At 35.2% G+C, this 17,308-nt stretch carries 15 protein-coding genes; 5 read left to right on the top strand and 10 right to left on the bottom strand.

The annotated features are described in order from the left end of the window. Window positions 1–49: 49 nt before the first annotated feature. Together F6U93_RS02945 and F6U93_RS02940 are read right to left on the bottom strand one after the other, a co-directional pair. Window positions 50–1,666, bottom strand: a complete 1,617-nt coding sequence (locus F6U93_RS02945) for a S41 family peptidase (protein ID WP_150936660.1) — start codon at window positions 1,664–1,666, stop codon at window positions 50–52. 6 nt (window positions 1,667–1,672) lie between these two features. Further along, the gene (locus F6U93_RS02940; protein WP_150936658.1) at window positions 1,673–2,104 is read right to left on the bottom strand and encodes a deoxycytidylate deaminase; all 432 of its coding nucleotides are present in this window, start codon (window positions 2,102–2,104) and stop codon (window positions 1,673–1,675) included. Window positions 2,105–2,121: 17 nt separating this feature from the next. On the opposite strand from F6U93_RS02940, the gene F6U93_RS14580 reads away from it, so the two are divergent. After that, window positions 2,122–2,265 (top strand): hypothetical protein, encoded by a 144-nt coding sequence (locus tag F6U93_RS14580; RefSeq protein ID WP_191963443.1) that lies wholly within the window; start codon window positions 2,122–2,124, stop codon window positions 2,263–2,265. 73 nt (window positions 2,266–2,338) lie between these two features. Here the strand turns inward: F6U93_RS14580 and F6U93_RS02935 are convergent, their stop codons facing one another. Then, window positions 2,339–2,929, bottom strand: coding sequence for a HupE/UreJ family protein (locus F6U93_RS02935; RefSeq protein ID WP_150936656.1), 591 nt, complete (start codon window positions 2,927–2,929; stop codon window positions 2,339–2,341). Window positions 2,930–2,964: 35 nt separating this feature from the next. Continuing rightward, window positions 2,965–3,915 (bottom strand): NAD-dependent epimerase/dehydratase family protein, encoded by a 951-nt coding sequence (locus F6U93_RS02930; protein ID WP_150936654.1) that lies wholly within the window; start codon window positions 3,913–3,915, stop codon window positions 2,965–2,967. A gap of 154 nt (window positions 3,916–4,069) precedes the next feature. On the opposite strand from F6U93_RS02930, the gene F6U93_RS02925 reads away from it, so the two are divergent. Together F6U93_RS02925 and F6U93_RS02920 are read left to right on the top strand one after the other, a co-directional pair. Further along, entirely contained in the window at window positions 4,070–4,594 is a 525-nt protein-coding gene (locus tag F6U93_RS02925; RefSeq protein WP_150936652.1) for a hypothetical protein, read from the top strand. 412 nt (window positions 4,595–5,006) lie between these two features. After that, entirely contained in the window at window positions 5,007–5,474 is a 468-nt protein-coding gene (locus tag F6U93_RS02920; protein ID WP_150936650.1) for a CBS domain-containing protein, read from the top strand. 75 nt (window positions 5,475–5,549) lie between these two features. On the opposite strand, the gene F6U93_RS02915 is transcribed toward F6U93_RS02920, so the two are convergent. The 3 genes from F6U93_RS02915 to F6U93_RS02905 form a co-directional block, all read right to left on the bottom strand. Then, window positions 5,550–5,942: a VOC family protein gene (locus tag F6U93_RS02915; RefSeq protein WP_150936648.1), complete on the bottom strand. Its 393-nt coding sequence runs from the start codon at window positions 5,940–5,942 to the stop codon at window positions 5,550–5,552. Between the two features lie 16 nt (window positions 5,943–5,958). Next, entirely contained in the window at window positions 5,959–6,309 is a 351-nt protein-coding gene (locus tag F6U93_RS02910; protein WP_150936646.1) for a hypothetical protein, read from the bottom strand. 197 nt (window positions 6,310–6,506) lie between these two features. Then, window positions 6,507–8,768, bottom strand: coding sequence for a DUF5916 domain-containing protein (locus F6U93_RS02905; protein ID WP_150936643.1), 2,262 nt, complete (start codon window positions 8,766–8,768; stop codon window positions 6,507–6,509). A 449-nt stretch (window positions 8,769–9,217) separates the two neighbouring features. Here F6U93_RS02905 and F6U93_RS02900 point away from each other — a divergent pair, with 449 nt between their 5' ends. Continuing rightward, window positions 9,218–9,553, top strand: coding sequence for a single-stranded DNA-binding protein (locus tag F6U93_RS02900; RefSeq protein WP_150936641.1), 336 nt, complete (start codon window positions 9,218–9,220; stop codon window positions 9,551–9,553). A 38-nt stretch (window positions 9,554–9,591) separates the two neighbouring features. Here F6U93_RS02900 and nadB read toward each other — a convergent pair whose 3' ends face one another. The 3 genes from nadB to F6U93_RS02885 all read right to left on the bottom strand — a co-directional run bounded on the left by nadB (window position 9,592) and on the right by F6U93_RS02885 (window position 14,203). Continuing rightward, window positions 9,592–11,163: an L-aspartate oxidase gene (gene nadB / locus F6U93_RS02895; RefSeq protein ID WP_191963444.1), complete on the bottom strand. Its 1,572-nt coding sequence runs from the start codon at window positions 11,161–11,163 to the stop codon at window positions 9,592–9,594. Between the two features lie 2 nt (window positions 11,164–11,165). Next, window positions 11,166–12,092, bottom strand: coding sequence for a quinolinate synthase NadA (gene nadA / locus F6U93_RS02890; RefSeq protein WP_150936639.1), 927 nt, complete (start codon window positions 12,090–12,092; stop codon window positions 11,166–11,168). A 299-nt stretch (window positions 12,093–12,391) separates the two neighbouring features. Beyond that, window positions 12,392–14,203 (bottom strand): hypothetical protein, encoded by a 1,812-nt coding sequence (locus F6U93_RS02885; protein ID WP_150936637.1) that lies wholly within the window; start codon window positions 14,201–14,203, stop codon window positions 12,392–12,394. Window positions 14,204–14,497: 294 nt separating this feature from the next. Between F6U93_RS02885 and F6U93_RS02880 the strand changes: the two genes are divergently transcribed. Continuing rightward, window positions 14,498–17,089, top strand: a complete 2,592-nt coding sequence (locus F6U93_RS02880) for a phosphoenolpyruvate carboxylase (RefSeq protein ID WP_150936635.1) — start codon at window positions 14,498–14,500, stop codon at window positions 17,087–17,089. Window positions 17,090–17,308: the final 219 nt, after the last annotated feature.

Here is a 17,308-nt window from a genome sequence, read left to right as displayed (position 1 = left end):
TATTAAAAAGAAAGAAATCTATAGTGGATATAAAAAAGCAGTTTTATTCTTAATCCTCATCTAAGACATGAGAACCTGTATCGCCTTTACTCAAGCCAATAACCTCTTCAATCATGATATCGGTTTTATTATAAACCTCTTCAAAAGCACCAGCTCCAAAAAGCTGATCGGCAAAAGTTGCCTTTATATATTGTTTCACCTCATCGTGATAAGCCACAAAAGTCACATTAGCCTCAGATCTCAAATTCAAATAATCTTGAAAAGCAAAAACCAGATCATCACCAACTTCAAAACTATCAATAAAATCGCGTCTTGAAATACCATCATACAAGTGACGGTCTTTTTCTAATTCTTCAAAAACAAAGTTTCCAAAAAACCCACGACGCAGTAAAAATGATAACGTTTCATTTTGCATACTACTATCAATAGGCACAAAAACGTCTGGAATAATACCTCCGCCGCCGTAAACAATTTTACCACCAGGGGTGACAAATTTTAAAGAGTCATCTACATGAATATTTTCAGAATCTAGAAGTTCACCACTACTAATGCGTTCAAAGTATTCGTCATAATAATCTTTATTCCCGTTATCATAAGGCCGTTGAATAGAACGTCCTGTTGGCGTATAGTATCTCGAAACCGTTAAACGCACAGCACTACCATCACCCAAATCCATTTCACGTTGCACGAGACCTTTACCGTATGATCTTCGACCTACAATGGTTCCAATATCATTATCTTGCAAAGCACCAGCAACAATTTCACTAGCCGAAGCGGAGTTTTCATCAATCATCACAAAAACTTTTCCGTCTTCAAAGTCACCTTTGCTTGTAGCGTAACTTTCTTCAATATCACCACGTTTGTTTTTAGTAAACAAAATCAGCTTATCATCCTCCAAAAATTCATCAGCAATCTGCTCAGCAATACCTAAAAAACCTCCCGGATTCCCTCTTAAATCAAGAGCTATTTCAATAGCGCCTTGCGTTTTCAATGCTTTAATACCTTTTCTAAATTCTTTATAGGTTGATTCCGCGAAGCGATTCACCTTTATATACCCCAATTTATCGGTAAGCATATAAGTAGCATCTACACTATTAATAGGAATATTGTCTCGCTTTACGGTAAAATGAAGTAACTCAGGTTCGCCACGTCGGTAAACCGTTAAATTCACTTTAGAATTTATAGGACCTTTAAGCTTTTTAATCAACGCATCGTCCTCAATATTTTTACCATATAAGGTATCGCCATCGGCAAAAATAATACGATCACCACCTATGATACCCGCTTTTTCACTTGGCCCACCTGCAATGGCACGAATCACAGCAATTGTATCTTTATACGTGTAAAAACTCACCCCAATACCAACAAAATCACCTTTCATTTCTTCGGCAACGCGCTCCATATCTTCCTCTGGAATGTATACCGAATGCGGATCGAGGTTTTCAAGAATCCCATTAACCGTTACATCTACAATGCTATCGGTATTCACATCATCAACATAATCATATTCAATATAATCAATGAGTCGGTTGAGCTTGTCTTTTTTACTGTTAGTAGTAAATAAGCGGTCTGGCGCATCAGTAAAACTTAACTTTCCTCCAATATAAATGCCTGCCGCAATTGCAGCACCCATAAGCAGCGGTAAATATTTTTTCTGAAAAGCCATGATGCTTTATGCTTTTAAATCTTCTATTCTTTTAAGTTTAATTCCGGCTTTTTCTAAGAATTTAAGCCCAGAATCGTCTTTGTATGCTTCGTGATAAACCACTTTTACAATACCAGCTTGATGAATTAACTTGCTGCATTCTTTACAAGGCGACATGGTAATATAAAGCGTCGCTCCCTTACAAGACTGGGTAGAAGCGGCCACTTTTAGTATGGCATTCGCCTCGGCATGCAATACATACCATTTGGTGTAACCTTCATCATCTTCGCAAAAATTTTCAAACCCCGAAGGTGTTCCATTATATCCGTCGGAAATAATCATTCTATCTTTCACGATAATCGCACCAACTTGTCGGCGATTACAATACGATAATTCCCCCCACTCTTGGGCAATACGCAAATAAGCCTTATCGTACTTAAGTTGTTTATGTTCTGGCATTAATTTTATTTATCATTATGGCGTTACCCTCATGTCATGGCTGCGTAAAAAAAGAAGCTTCACAACCATTCGGGTCAGGCTTTCCGTTACAATCTTTTGCAGAAAAAGCAAAAGGATTTCCTCTGCAATCCTTAACGCGGGTTCACGATTACGAACCATAATACGTTCGATATAACGAAGATAGGCGCTTCGTATTTTAATTACAACGTCAGACCGATAAAATTTAAGAATATTTTAAGCTAAGAAGTCGCTATTCAAAATCATAGGAATCACTAAACCAACCACTACCGCCGAAATTACCATAACCCAGTCACGCTTAGAGAACCTAAAGATGGTTTGAACAAGATAACCTAGAAACAGCACTAAAAACACGATAATGACTTGAGCAATTTCAATACCTAAGGCAAATTCTAAGAGTAATAATAGCTTATTATCAGAGTCTCCTAAAAGCATTCTAAATTCTCTAGCAAAGCCTAGTCCGTGAATCAAACCAAAAAACAAAGTGGATAAAAACAAAACCCCAACCTTTTCTTTTTGCGCACCTTTACCAGCAGTAAACACATTAAAAAGAGCCACAACAAGAATGGTAATCGGGATTAAAAACTCAACAATAGCCGCATTCACACTAACCACACCATAGCTTGCTAAAATTAAAGATAAGGTATGTCCTAAAGTAAACATAGTTACCAGAAGCAACACGCGCTTCCAGTCTTTAAACAAATACGGAACCGCCAAAACGATTAAAAATAAAACATGATCGTAAGCATTAATATCAAGCACGTGGTTGATACCGTATTCAACATTAAACCAAAAATTTTCAAGCATAGTATTTTCAATTTGGGAGTTCCAAAGATATGTAATTAATTATATTTTTTATTCAACTGCAATAACATCTCATCGGTGATATCATCTAAAGAAAACTGATGTCTCCATTTCCAATCCTGGCGGGCATAAGAATCGTTTATATTTTTTGGCCAACTGTTGGCTATTTCCTGTCGGTAATCAGGATTATAACTAATTTCAAACTCCGGAATGTGTTTTTTAATCGATTCGGCAACCTCTTGAGGAGTAAAACTTGTTGCCGACAAATTATAAGAAGACCTAATTTTTATATCTTCAGATTCGGCTTGCATGATATCTACCGTCGCTTTTATCGCATCATCCATAAACATCATGGGCAATTCGCTATCTGGTTTTAAAAAGCATTCATAAGATTTGTTTTTTATGGCCTCATGATAAATTTCAACAGCATAATCGGTTGTTCCGCCTCCCGGCAAAGTTTTCCAGCTAATAATTCCTGGGTAGCGTATACTTCTCACATCTACCTGATATTTAGTAAAATAATATTCACACCAGCGCTCTCCAACTTGTTTGGTCATCCCGTAAACAGTGGTTGGCTCCATAATGGTGTACTGCGGCGTGTATTCCTTAGGCGTTGTAGTTCCAAAAACCGCGATGCTAGAAGGCCAAAACACCTTTTTAATAAAATTATCTTTAGCCAGGTTTAAAACATTAAACAAGGAGGTCATATTTAAATCCCATGCTTCCATAGGGAATTTTTCTCCCGTAGCACTTAACATGGCTGCCATTAAATAAACAGTATCAATACTAAATTTTTCAACACAAGTTTTTACGCTCGCATAATCTTTGGCATCTACAATTTCAAAAAGACCAGAATTTACAATTTCTAAATTGCTGTAACTAATATCACTGGCCACCACATTATCGTCTCCGTAAATGCTTCGCAACTTAAATGTTAGTTCTGATCCAATCTGCCCGCAGGCACCAATTATTAATATTTTAGAGCTCATTAATCATCCTGTTTATGAAGAATTTTCAAAAATAATAAGATTTCACTAGAAATAATCTATCAAAAACCCAAAATATTCTTAATATGGCAGCAACGTTCAATTTTATTAAAGCAACTATTCCTATATCTTTGTAACCTATTGTATTAAAATTAAAATGATGCGCACTCAAATCTTTTTGGCACTTGGTATATTATTATGGTTTTCAGCTTGTAAAAGCGATCAAGACGATAATACGTTGGCTGAACCTGTGGTTGACAATAGTCAAGTAGTCTCCGAAGAAGACATAGAAAACTTAAATTTAACAGAATTCACTTTAGACGGTGAGGTGCGCACCATTATTAAAGATTGGACCGAGTATTTCAAACTACAAGATATTGTAACAAAAGTGGAGGACGGTAATTTCTCTTATTTTAAAGACAACGAGAAGGATTTAAAGGAGACCTTTAAAGCATTAAAAAATCATACGCCTGAAACCGTAAAAACACCTTCAATTTCAGCGAGAATTCTGGCCTTAGAAACAAAGTTTTATAAATTTGAAAGTCTTTACAACTTAGGTTCAACAAGTGAAGAAGAACTCACTCTTAGCACTAAAGAACTTTTAGTAGCCTTTTCTAATTTTAACCTACAGCTTAACAAGAAAATAGAATTTGATGGGATTAATGTTCAAAAACCCCAGTAAAACAGAGGTGTTTTAGTTACTGGTTACTGGTTATTGGTTGTTGGTTGCCTACTCTTGCGTTGATTTTCTAGACACAGATTGCACAGATTTTCACAGATAAAAATTCTAAAATAGCTATTACGCAGAGCTCCGCGGAGATTACACAGAGACTCACAAAGTTTTTTTTAGACACTAATTTTTACTGATTTTTTACGTCATCCATTTTGCTGGTTAGAATCTTGGCGAGAAACCATTTTTGTTAAGCACATAAGGCTTCGACTCCTCCTATGATCTTCATAAGCATTTAACAAACACTACCTACAAACCACAACCAAATCTGCTATTCACATGTTTTACAACAACTTATATTCATAAATTTTAGGAATTCTAAAAATTAAACCCTATATTTAGAATTACCAAAATTCAAACTACTATGGGGATAAAGAGCTTTATAGGAGCCAGAAGGCGCTCCAAAAATACCACCACAACACCATCACTAACCGTTAGTGATTACATGAGTACGAACCTGATTACCTTTCAACCACATCAAACTGTTGAAAGCGTGATTCAATCATTAATTAGAAATAGGATTTCTGGCGGGCCAGTGGTTAATAGGAAAAATGAACTTGTAGGTATCATTTCTGAAGGCGATTGCATTAAGCAATTAAGTGAAAGCCGCTACTACAACATGCCTTTACAAGACTTAACTATTGACAAACACATGATTACCGATGTTGAAACTATTGATGGTGACATGAATATATTTGATGCCGCCAAAAAGTTCTTAGAATCCAAACGTAGAAGATTTCCAATAGTAAAAAAAGGAAAGTTAATAGGTCAAATTAGCCAAAAAGATATTTTAAAAGCCGCTATGACCATAAAAGGTCAAACTTGGAAATAACAATTTTATGCACTGCAATTTTAATTAAGCTTCTAATTTTTAAAGTTAGAGGCTTTTTTTATGATTAAGGTGGATTTATTTCAACAATTTAAAGTCTTCAATTTGCTTCTCAAATTTCTCAGAATCCTTAAAAGCACATAAATTTCCGTCAGGGTCGAAAAATTTAGCGATGGTTCCCCAAGAAAATTCTTGATACTTCACATCAACACCTTTTGATATTAACTTATCTGCAAAATGCCTAACATTAGATACGTTCATTCGCAAACATGTTTTTATCCGACTCTCACCTGAACCTTCTCCATTATAATCTAAATCAAGTTCCACCAATAAATAAGTATCTCCTAATTCAAAACAAGTCAAAACCTCGTTTTCAAATAGTTTAGGAAGCTCGAGAACCTCTTCATAAAACGCTTTACATTTTTTATATTCTATAGTGTATAATATGATTCCTGTTCTATCAAATTTCATAGTTGCCTATTTTAATTTACCCCTCACGCTTTACTAGTGCATAATAATCATTTTCTAAAGGTAAATAGCCTTGATCGTAAACAAAATAATATACGGTTTTAGCTTTAGTGGTATAAATACTGGTGAAGTAATTAAAATCAAAACCTGCCTCAATCATTTTTGCTCTTGAGGTTTTGGTTTTTTGATTAGGGTTTAGCATTTCTAAAATTCTGTAGTTTTTACGCAAGCGGTTATTGGTATTCCGAATGAGGTTCTTACTGTCTTTGTTTACCCGATTATTATAACTATTACGACAGCCATCATTACAGAATTTTTTATCGATACGTCCTCTAATTTTATCACCACATTCTAAGCACTTTTTTTCCATGACTACTGCATTTTCTTTATCGGCATGATACCTTCCTTAAATTTCTAAACGAAATATACGAAAAAACCTACTTATTATACATTAGCACTTCAGACCTTAATTTTCCTTGAGACTTCAGATAAGAAATCAAGGTATCTCTTGCTTTTCCTAGTCTTGACGGCACTCGTTAAAAACGAGCGCTAGCGTTAAACACCAAACTATTTTTTCTTGTTCTTCCGCTTAATATCCAACCAATAGGTGATTTTTAAGTAAATGCCACGTTCAAAAAGTTCAAAAGGCGCTGTGGTATCGGTATCAGTATAGGTTAGAAAAATATCAGATAGCGGAGCATAGCGCCATTGTAATCTTGACACTAGTAAAAAATAATTAGACTGAGAACTATACTGTACATCGGTATTAAAAAATAACGTTTTAGAAAATGTGACATTTATTGTTGGTCCTAAATACCAAATTTGCCCAGAAGAATACGGTTCAGGCAACCTTATATCATCATACTGAAGCTGTAAGGCCACATAGAAAAAGGGTTGATAGCGATACTGCAATGTAACGTCTGTTGTGAACTTATTTCCCGTATAAAAAGCGCCATATCTAGTCGTTCCTTCTAACCAAAAGGCTTTCCGTCTATCTGTATTGTAATCGAGATCTAAATAATTCATATGATAACCACCAACAGGTATAGGATCACCCGACCCCTTATCTCCAAGGGGATCAAATGAACTGTATAAATACTCATAGGCATTGGTACCTTGCAAACCAATTGAAGCACCACTTGTAAAGTTGATTTCAGCGCCTAAAGCCGTATATTTTTCTGAAAGCGGCATATCACCTGAAGCCCTCCAATAAGCATTATAACTGGCATCGACTATAATGGTGTTTATTTTTTCTGATTTCGGATACATATTATAAGCTCCAGAAGGGTTAACTCTTAAAATATCCTTTCTTTTAGTAAACCCGAGATCAGATTGAAATCCAGCATCAACATACTGGGTTGTGAGCCCCAATGAATACGCCCTTTTTTCAACATTCAATTCATTTCCTGCTGAAATAGCATTACTAGAGATATCGGGCGTGAATGATTTATGAAAAAACAGTTTACCGTCCACACTATTGTCTTTTGAAAAGAAATTAAAATCAGAACCAATAACGCGATTATATGAAGTTCCGGTTAGTGACTCGTCATAGTTGGTGGCCTGTCGGTTAATAAAAAAGGCACCTATATTCGATTTTTTAAACACTCTTTGCTCGGCGGCAACCACTAGGTTATTATTAGCCGCAATGGAATACTCGTCATCCCCTTCAGTTTGCACATCTAAAACACCAATTCTTAAATTATTATTTATTTTTCCTGTAAATTTTGCCCCTACAGTAATGGGTACAATCTTGTCTTCACCAAGCGAATCTTTTCCAATCCCTACGCGTCGGGAATAGAAAGCTAGCGCATTTGACTCTCCAAACCCGTTAAATAAATCGCCATTATCTATAAAGAAAAGCCTAGTTTCATCTTGTTTGATTTCAAATTGGGTTACATTATTTTGCCCAGAGACCACATCATCACTCGAGAAATCGGGAAGCACCGTTAAATCGAGCATCAAACTACTTTTTACAGGAATTTTGGCATCAAATCCCGCTTTGAAATTAAATGACTTTTCACCTTTATAATGTTCGTTGGTATAGGAAGGCGTTACAAAAGGAATCACAGAAATAGGATTTCTTGTTTTTACCAAAGGTTTTTCAAAGATTAAATCTCCAAAATATCCGAGGTTAAGCTGATTTTGATTCTGCGGTACTCGTGTCCACGAACTTTTAGTATTGGATTGTGTATCGGAGCGCATAGCTGAAAACTTCCAAGATGTAATCCCTTCCTTAAATTTAAAAGCAGACATGGGTATTTTTAATTCCGAAATAAAATAACCATCATACATTTGAGATTCTCCAACCCACTTGGTATTCCAGTTTAAATCAAGATCACCCGTAACACCACCACCATAAACAACACCTTCACGTTCTACGCCAAAAGGATTAATTCCAAATAAAAAAGCATTAGCCCTATCGCTATAGGTATCAAACATGAGGTTAACAATATCGGCACCACTAATGCTAAAATCCCTTTCGTATGAAGGAGTTCTGTAATCTTTTCCAGGCGCATAACCTTTAACACCTATATATAAGAAACCTTTGTTATAGAGCATCATGATTTCGGTTTGATATTCTGCCTGTTTACTGTCGGTTGGAAAGTACTCTGTAAAACCACTGGTAGGAACGGCTTTTTGCCACATGACCTCATCTAATACACCGTCAATTTTGAAGGCATCACTAACTACATAATTTACGGTAATACGCTTTTGTGCATATAAGGTTTTTGAACTTGAAAAAACAAGAAGACCTAATAGTAGACTTAGATTAAAAACAGGTTTTAAACCGATTTTTAAACGTGTAGTTTTTTTTATGTTTTCAAACATTTTGGTGAGGGCGTTATGCTTTTAATACTATGAGACGGATAAATTAGGAAACTATTGTAACTAGCCTCTTATATACACAATGAAGTTAGGAATTTCAGAATTAAAAATCAGCTCGAACCTTAGTCTAAATAAAATAAATAACATTCAGCAGCTAATTAGAGATACCAAATACCAAAATCACCGTTAAAACACAACATGACCTAAACCAGAATTCAAAACAAGTCGAGAACCTTTACCAAAATTATAGCAACCACACAGCATAAATAACACGCTAATATTCAACCTAATACCCGTATACAAACGACTACAAACATTTACAAGCGATTTTAAACAAGTAACTACCGACAAAAATACGACCGCCATTGCATCTTTGTAATGTCTTACTGAGGCTACAATAACACATAGCTCAACAAGACAGATAACTTGTTTAACATAAAAACTTAAAAATTATGAGCACACTAAGAAACAAAGTACAGTTAATTGGAAACCTAGGAAACGATCCAGAAATCATCAATTTAGAATCGGGAAAACGATTAGCACGATTTAACTTGGCTACCAATGACATTTACGTCAACAATAAAGGTGAAAAAATTACAGACACCCAATGGCACAGTATTGTGGCTTGGGGAAAACATGCTGAAACTATTGAGAAGTATGTTGCAAAAGGTAAAGAAGTTGCTATTGAAGGTAAATTAACCACTAGAAGTTACGATGACAAATCTGGGGTCAAACGCTATATTACTGAAGTTGTTTGCAACCAACTTTTAATGCTCGGGAAGCAATAAACATAACAGAACATCAAACAAAAAAGAAACGAGACGCATTAAGGCCTCGTTTCTTTTTTAATATTATCTAAATTGTAGTAACCCCCTTTATTTTCGGTGCGCTCTAAAGACTGCCAAATAATAAGATAAGCCACATTAATCATGTTTCTCAGCTCACAAAGCGTGGTTGATATTCTTGATTCTTTATACAAATCTTCAACTTCACTCGAAATCACATCCAAGTGTTTGAGAGCACTTTTTAAACGTTTGTTAGATCTCACAATCCCTACATAATCACGCATAATGGCTTGCACTTGTTTCAAGTTGTGCTGCACCAATACATGTTCTTTAGGAATTACAGTACCATCATCATCCCAATCTGGAATATCAACGTTGATCACCGTGTTTTCTACTTCCGACAGGTTTTTATAAATATTATGCGCATATACCAAAGCTTCTAACAAAGAGTTTGAAGCCAAACGGTTGGCGCCATGTAATCCTGTGCGTGTACATTCGCCGCAAGCGTATAAATTATCAATGGTTGTTTTTCCAATCATATCTACGTCTACGCCACCACATAAATAATGGCAAGCCGGAACCACTGGAATCCAATCGGTTTTTATGTCAATATGATGCTCTAAGCACTTTTCATAAATATTTGGAAAATGCGCCATAAAGCCTTCCATATCCAGGTGCGTACAATCAAGAAATACGTGAGTGTCACCCGATTTTTTAAGCTCATTATCTATGCTTTGAGATACAATATCGCGAGAAGCCAATTCGGCACGTTCATCGTAATCAGGCATAAAACGATAGCCTTTACCATTTCGTAAAATAGCTCCAAAACCTCTAACAGCTTCTGAAATTAAAAAAGACGATTCACCCTTAGCATCATATAATGCTGTGGGATGAAACTGAATAAACTCCATGTCTTTGATACGGCCCTTCGCGCGATGTGCCATAGCAACACCATCACCTGTAGCGATAACCGGATTTGTAGTATGCCCGTACACTCGGCCTATACCACCTGAAGCTAATAAAGTACTATTTGATTTTATGGTGAAAATTTCGCCCGATTTTTGGTTCATCACATAAGCACCATAACAACGTAAATCTTTAGAATCTTTAGATTCAATATGGTGATTGGTCACTAAATCAATAGCAAAATGATGTGGTAATATCGAAATATTTGATAGTTGATGTGCTGTAGCTAACAAAGCCCGTTCTATTTCAAAACCTGTAATATCTTTATGGTGTGCGATACGGTATTCTGAATGCCCGCCTTCTTTTCCTAGGTCAAATTTACCGGCGTCGTTGGCATCAAAATTAGCACCCCAAAGTAATAACTCCTTAAAGCGATCTGGACCTTCGTTAACCACCATCTCTACAACTTCTTTATTACAAAGTCCGTCGCCAGCTATTAAAGTATCTTGAATATGCTTTTTAAAGGAATCAGATTCCTTATTTAAAACAATAGCCACACCTCCTTGGGCATATTTGGTATTAGACTCGTCCTCACTGGCTTTTGTAACGATAACCACCTTGCGTTCAGGGAACTTTTCAGCAATTTTCACGGCAAAAGTTAAGCCAGCAACCCCTGAACCAATCACTAAATAATCTGTAGTCATCATCATTATTTAGAAAGGTCTAGCATGCGTTGAATTGGTAATAAAGCACGTTCTCGTATAGCCTCGTCCACATCAACCTGTGGAGATTCATTAAGTAAACAATCGTGTAATTTTTGAAACGTGTTCATTTTCATGAAATGACATTCACTACAAGCACAGGTATTATCTTCTTTTGCAGGTGCCGGAACCAATTCGGTATTTGGCATTTCCTCCTTCATTTTATGTAAAATCCCAGCTTCAGTCGCCACGATAAATTTCTCGTCTTGATGTTGTCTTACATAATCTATCATACCTGAAGTAGAACCAATATAGGTTGCTGTATTTAAGATATGTGTTTCAGACTCTGGGTGCGCTATAATTTTATAATCTGGGTATTTCTTGTGTAAATCCAATAACTTTTCCATTGAAAAAGCCTCATGAACAATACAACTTCCATCCCAAAGTAGCATCTCTCTACCGGTTTCATTTATAATGTATTGCCCTAGATTCCTATCTGGAGCAAAAATGATAGGCTGATCTTTTGGAATTGAATTTACAATTTTTAAAGCGTTAGATGATGTACAAACAATATCTGTTAAGGCTTTAATTTCCGCAGAACAATTCACATAAGTAATCACAATATGATCAGGATGTGCTTTGGTGAATTTCTCAAATTCGTCTGGCGGACAAGAGTCTGCTAACGAACAACCAGCATCTAAATCTGGTAAAACCACAGTTTTTCCTGGGTTTAATATCTTGGCTGTTTCAGCCATAAAATGTACACCGGCAAATACGATAATATCGGCATCGGTTTCTGCAGCTTTCTGCGACAACCCTAAACTGTCACCAACATAATCTGCTATATCCTGTATTTCTGGCACCTGATAATAATGTGCTAAAATCACAGCATTCTTCTCCTTCTTAAGGCGTTGTATCTCTTTTACTAAATCCATTTTAAGCTTACTGGAATAATTTGAAATTCATAATTGGTAGCTCTTAACCACCTATAAAGATACAAATATCCTAATTATTAATTTTAATAAATGAGATTCTATCAAAAAAAACCAATGAATTAAAGACCTATTGACTATTTATAGCATCTTTTAGCGTTTTTGAAAAGATTTACTTTAAAAATTAACAAAATAGAAATACCAAATATTGACACGCCTGCTATACAATTATAAATTCGCTATAAATAAAAAACGCCTTGACAAAGTCAAAGCGTCTTTAAAATCTATATTAGAACCGTTTATTAAACCTTTACTAAAGCTAATTCGTCTATTTCTAATTGAATGCGATTTAATAACCCTTCGCTAGTTTCGAGTTCGTTAAGTACTGATGCTTTAATATCATCAAAGCTATTTTTAACCCCATTAAACAAACCTTTATAATAAGCCACACCAGCTTTCATATTGGTTGTAAAGGTTTTTAAGTATTTCTCTTCTTTTTTGTTCATAGACACCTTAGCATCTTCCATTTTATTTTTAAGATAGTCCATATAAATATGAAGCTCTTTGATAAATAAATTTGGACGATCGACACGAGAGACCATATTGGCTCTTCCGTAAATGTGATCGGTCATATTAGCCAAACTCATCACCTTAGAATAATAGGCCATATTTGGTCCCGGACAAATTGAAACACCTTCGCCTTCGGTTTTAGTATCTAAACCATAAGCCAATAGAGCTGAAGTTCCTAAACCAACACAGGTACATGATTTTACAATAATGTTATCCAGTTCCTTTTTATATTCATTTGGAGCTAAACCTTTCTCGTCTAATTCTTTTATTTTTAAAAACTGATATTCTCTAGACGCCGTACAAATTCCTGTTTCTTTGAACTCCTTATTAAGGGCTACAAATTTTTTCGGACAAGCACTTCCTGGTCTGTTTTTATCAATATTTTTCTGTTTCTCTAAATCTTTTGTATTGTCTTTTAAATTGTTAAAAGGAATCCCTAAAGGAGAAATATCACTCAAATACAAGTCTTTTTCTTCAGCCTTAACCAATTTTTGTAAGGTCTTTTCATCTACAGTAGTCGCTTCAGGAACTAGCAAAAACGGACTCCCCCAACCTACTGAATCTAGGTTATATTCTTCCATTAAAAAGTTATGCTCTTCTTCAGTACCAACACCACCTTGTGCAGTAATCTCAAAAGTTAAATCCGTTTCCGGAAGTGTTTTTCCTTGATTTTCTAATTCTTGAAGCAACACACTTTGAATGGCTTCTTGTAAAGCCACACGATTTTCTTTAAACTCGGCTAACACGGGTCCTAATAAATAACCATCGGTAGCAAAGGCATGACCGCCACAGTTTAACCCAGATTCAATACGATATTCTGAAACCCAAAGGCCTTTTTTAGCTAAAAACTTCCCTTGAATTAAAGCCGAACGGTAATCACTTACTTTAAGAATAATACGTTTGTTGAATTCGCCTTTTGCATTTGGAAAGAAATCATCAAACTGTCCCATGTAACTGTACAATCTTGGGTTCATTCCTGCAGAAAGCACTACTGAAGATTTCAGCTTACTGTTAGCAAAACCTCTTAAAGCCGCATGTGCATCGTTATATTCAGTAGGTAATTGCTCGTTATCCTTATAGTTGTCTTTATCTACTTTAGTCATAATGTTCACGTCAATAGCGCCCATGACTAAGTTTTTTGAAGCCCATTTTTTAACTTCAGCAAGATTAAATTCCTTTTCCGTGAGTTTTTTAAATTCCGCTTTAAGCGTAGAATTATTAGGCAACATATTGATGTATGCTAATATCTCGTCGCTCTTTTTTGAACTTATGCTTTTTAGAGACTCAAACTTTTTTTCAGCTAAATCACTTACTAAATTCAAGTATGAAGTGATTCTTTTTGCTCTAAAATCATCAATTTTATCGGTAATCTCGTTGTAAGGAACTTCAAATTTCTCAGAGTACATTTTTCTCAATTTCTCTAGCAGAATATCGTCTACCAAAGAAATAACAGAATCCATACCGTATTGGGCTACTTTCAACGGTGTGTCAATAGTAAAGCCAATACCCATTACTGGAATGTGAAACGAGTGTGTCTTTTTCATAATTTATATTTTGATCTGCAAAGATAGCGCGACATCTCGCCGAAAAACATGATAAATATCATACTTAAACATTACACTTTATGTCTAAAAAACATGAAAAACGCCCATTATTAATTCATTTTACAGTTTTTTCTTTCAAAATTTGATTATAAAAATTAAACCTTATCAAGGCTTTTATTTCATTATTCACAAAGAGCGTTCGCAAAACAATAAATATTGATAAAACTTTATAAAGACTATGTGTTTAGCTAAAGCTTTACTACTTTTATGCGTAAACTTCAATAGAACGATTATATGTCAATAGAGCCAAAATTAACACGATTCAATCAAAGTGTCTTGTCAAAATACCAAATATTCAACAGTATATTTATGACATTACCCTTTGATGCGGTAACGAAAACTGGAGTACTACTTCCGCTATTTCATGAAACCTGTAAAAAAGGTTTTGAAAACGGCGACAACCCTACAACTATAGTTGATACGTTTTTTGAAAAATATCAAGGACGTAGAAACAAAGAAAGTCAGATTAATTTATTATTCAGATTTATTCAATACATCGAAAGACAAGTGGTATTATTTGATGCCATTGAAGACGCTGCCTTTCCAACAGTAAACAACATGGAGGGTGTTGGTACCTTGCGTAACTTAAAAGACAAGGCACAAGATGAAAACAGCCTGGAAGAGCTAAAAGCTTACTTAGATGAGTTTAAAGTACGTATTGTTTTAACCGCGCACCCAACACAATTTTATCCAGGATCGGTTTTAGGAATTATCACCGACCTCACCAAAGCCATAGAAAAAAACGATTTAAGAGACATCAACAACTTGTTTGGTCAACTTGGAAAAACACCTTTTTTCAAGCATAAAAAACCAACCCCTTATGATGAAGCTAAAAGTTTAATTTGGTATTTAGAAAATGTATTTTACACCTCTTTTGGTAAAATATACAACTACATTCAATCTAATATTTATGCCGATGGTCAAAAGCATAATGAAATTATAAACATCGGGTTCTGGCCAGGTGGTGACCGTGACGGAAACCCATTTGTTAAGCCTGAAACAACTTTAAAAGTAGCCAAAAAGCTTAAAAAGGCTATTCTTAAGAAATATTACGAAGACCTTAAACAATTAAGAAGAAAACTAACCTTTAAAGGTGTTGAAGATCGCATCATTAAGTTAGAAACCATTCTTTACGATTACAGTATCAACCTAAAAAGTAAAAAGGCGATCTCTGTACAAGAGTTAACCGAAGAGCTTATAAGTATTAGAGAAATTGTTGTTGAGCAACACCAATCATTATACGAAAAGGAAATCACCCACTTGATTAACAGAATTCACCTTTTTGGTTACCGTTTTGCAACTTTAGATATTAGACAAGACAGTAGAATTCACCATAGTGTTTTCACCAATGTGGTAGATCACTTATTAGCAAGCGGAAACAGCTGTTTACCTGAAAACTATCACGATTTATCTGAAGAAGAACAAATTGATATCTTATCAAAAACTACAGATGAATTAACTGACTTAGACGTTTTTGAGGATGAGATGACTTACAACACTTTAAAAACAATTCAGGCGATTAAAAAAATTCAACAAAGCAATGGTGAACGTGGTGCTAACCGCTATATTATTAGTAACAACCAAACCGCATTAAATATGATGCAGTTGTTTGCCATGCTAAAAATGGCTTCTTTTAAAGACAACTTAACCGTTGATTTGGCGCCACTTTTTGAAACCATTCCAGATTTAGAAAACGCACCTGGTGTTATGGAACAACTATACACCAACCCAGCCTATATGGCCCACTTAAAATCTAGAGGTTACAAACAAACTATTATGTTAGGTTTCTCTGACGGAACAAAAGATGGCGGTTACTTAATGGCCAACTGGGGTATTTATAAAGCCAAAGAGCTATTAACAGAAATGTCTAGAAAATACGGCATTACTGCCATATTCTTTGATGGTCGTGGTGGACCTCCTGCACGTGGTGGTGGAAAAACTCATAACTTCTATTCTTCTTTAGGTCCAACTATTGAGGATAAAGAAGTACAATTGACTATTCAAGGACAAACGATTAGTTCAAACTTTGGTACTTTAAATTCGTCACAGTTTAACCTAGAACAACTGATTAGTTCTGGTGTAAACAACCGTATTGGAAGTGACAAAAACACCCTTTCAGATGAAGATCGCGTAGTTATGGCCGATTTAGCTGAAACTAGCTACCAGGTTTACAAAGACTTTAAGAGTCACGAAATGTTTATTCCTTATTTGGAACGCATGAGTACTTTAAAATACTATGCAAAAACCAATATTGGTAGTAGACCTTCTAAACGTGGAACTTCAGATAAATTAATATTCTCTGATTTAAGAGCCATTCCATTTGTAGGATCATGGAGTCAATTAAAACAAAACGTACCAGGTTTTTACGGAGTAGGAACTGCTTTAAAACAATACGAAGATCGTGGAGAATTCCATAAAGTAGAACAACTTTACAGGAACAATAAATTCTTTAAAACCCTACTTGAAAACAGTATGATGTCTTTAACAAAATCATTCTTCGATTTAACGAAGTACATGTCTAAAGACGAAGAGTTTGGTGATTTCTGGAACATTATTCACACGGAATACGAAACCACTAAACGATTATTATTGAAGCTTACTGGCTATGATACTTTAATGCAAAATGAACCAACTGGAAAAGCTTCAATTGAAGTTAGAGAATCTATTGTATTACCGTTATTAACCATTCAGCAGTATGCCCTTAAAAAGATTCAAGAACTAGAAAAAGCTGGTGTTGCCGCAGATGATCCAGATAAATTGATTTACGAAAAAATCGTAACACGTTCTTTATTTGGTAATATTAACGCGAGTAGAAACTCAGCATAAATCATACTTTTTATAACTTATAAAAGCCCTTCAAAAATAAATTTGAAGGGCTTTTTTGTTTCCAAAAATTATATCTGAGCCGCGAAACTCATTCACTTTCTCCTCAAGACGTGAAGATGTAAAGGTGTAAAGGTGTAGCATGTAAAATTATTGAAATTGGTATCTAAATAAAGCTTTATGAACCTCAATGCTATCTCTGTATAAGCTCTGAGTAATTCT

It is taken from the genome of Pseudotamlana haliotis (assembly GCF_008806375.1).
Lineage (GTDB): Bacteria > Bacteroidota > Bacteroidia > Flavobacteriales > Flavobacteriaceae > Pseudotamlana > Pseudotamlana haliotis.
This window is presented reverse-complemented; position numbering and strand designations above follow the sequence as displayed.